2 protein-coding genes are annotated in these 1,565 nt (G+C 60.1%); both read right to left on the bottom strand.

The window, feature by feature from the left end; genetic code table 11:
- Window positions 1-120: 120 nt before the first annotated feature.
- Window positions 121-345 (bottom strand): hypothetical protein, encoded by a 225-nt coding sequence (locus tag ACSDR0_RS50490; protein WP_435296113.1) that lies wholly within the window; start codon window positions 343-345, stop codon window positions 121-123.
- Between the two features lie 12 nt (window positions 346-357).
- The gene (ltrA, locus tag ACSDR0_RS50485; protein ID WP_435296112.1) at window positions 358-1,422 is read right to left on the bottom strand and encodes a group II intron reverse transcriptase/maturase; all 1,065 of its coding nucleotides are present in this window, start codon (window positions 1,420-1,422) and stop codon (window positions 358-360) included.
- Window positions 1,423-1,565: the final 143 nt, after the last annotated feature.

The following is a 1,565-nucleotide window of genomic DNA, read 5'->3' as shown; positions in this document are numbered from 1 at the left end:
GGCGACCCAAGAACCTCCCTCCGAGTTCCTCCCGACTGCGTCGGGGATACAACGAAGCGCCTCACGGCGCACACCCGCCGTGCGCCTCTCAACGCAACGGGCTCTCCACGGCGTCTGCCGTCAAGCGTGTTCGAGGGGCAAGAAGGGAGTGGGGATCTTGGCTCCGCGATAGCGGTACCGGGTGACCGGAACCGCCGCGATCGGACGGCGCTCGATCCTGCCCGCCGTGATTGGTAGCCAGTGCCCTTCCGGGGTGACATACCTTCGGCGGACATCCCGCCACTTCCAGCGGAATCGATGCATCATCATGCGCATCAGTCTTTGCCACGTGAAGTTGTCCAACATGCTGAACATGTTCTACGCGATAGCGTGCCGGAAATAGTTGGCCCAACCATGCATGATCGAATTGAGTCGATCAAGCACGTACTCCAGATTTGCCTGTGAAAACCTGTGGGTCAGTGCACGGATCTTCGCCTTAACCGACTTGATCGGCCGGTCTGCGATAAAGGTGTACACATGCCACTTATTCGTACCTTGCTTGCGGCGCCACTGGACGCGGAACCCCAAAAAGTCGAATCCCTCGCTCATGTGCACGATCCGGGTTTTGGCCGGTGACAGCCGCAACCCCATCGGTGCCAGCACTCGCGCGACTTCGTCACGTAGCATTGCAACATCCTCTTCGGTGCCGTTCACCAAGACGACAAAGTCATCGGCATAGCGAACGATCCTCCAATTCGGTACTTGCTGTGCGCGGCGCTTCTCACGTCGCTTATTGGTCGACATCGCCCCATCCAGTTTCCACGGTCTGTGCAGGTGCTCATCGAGCACCGACAGAGCCACGTTCGCCAGCAATGGGGACAAGATGCCGCCTTGCGGCGTCCCGGTGTGCGTATCCCGCCGTTCACCGAACTCCGTAAGGATTCCGGACTTCAGGAAAGCCTTCACCAAAGACAAGACGCGTTTGTCCTTGATTCGTGCCCGAACCCGGTCCATCAGGGCCGTGTGGTCGATCTCGTCGAAACACGCCTGAATATCCGCGTCCAGCACCCACCTGTAGCTCTTCGTGCCGAACAGGTGAATCTCGGCCATCGCGTCATGCGCCCGCCGTCTGGGCCGGAACCCATAGGAGACCGGCTCAAAGTCAGCCTCGAAAATAGGTTCCAGTACCAATTTGAGTGCCGCCTGAACGACCCGGTCGGCGATCACGGGAATCCCGAGTCGCCGCACCTTTCCAGACCCGCCCGGTTTCGGAATCTTGCGCTCCCTCACCGGTAAAGGGCGAAACGAGCCGTCATTAACAGCGGTCCGGAGATCTTCCAGGAACACGGTCAAGCCGATGCGTTCCTCCACCTCGCGAACCGTTATACCGTCCACGCCAGCGGTATTCTCACCCTTATTGCCCGCGACCCGATCGAACGCCACCCTGAGCGTCGCCGGATCATGAACGAGGTTGAACAGGTCATCGAATCTGCGGCCGGCATCGGCCGCCGCGCTGGCTAAGTCGCCCCCTCGCGGGGGCGACTCGCCTACAGAACCGGACGTGAAACTTTAGCTTCATCCGGCTC

This window comes from Streptosporangium sp. G11 (assembly GCF_051192615.1).
Lineage (GTDB): Bacteria > Actinomycetota > Actinomycetes > Streptosporangiales > Streptosporangiaceae > Streptosporangium.
This window is presented reverse-complemented; position numbering and strand designations above follow the sequence as displayed.

Excerpts from the sequence above, each read along its gene's own strand:
- ACSDR0_RS50490 (WP_435296113.1), bottom strand. The coding sequence starts at position 345 with ATGTTGGACAACTTCACGTGGCAAAGACTGATGCGCATGATGATGCAT.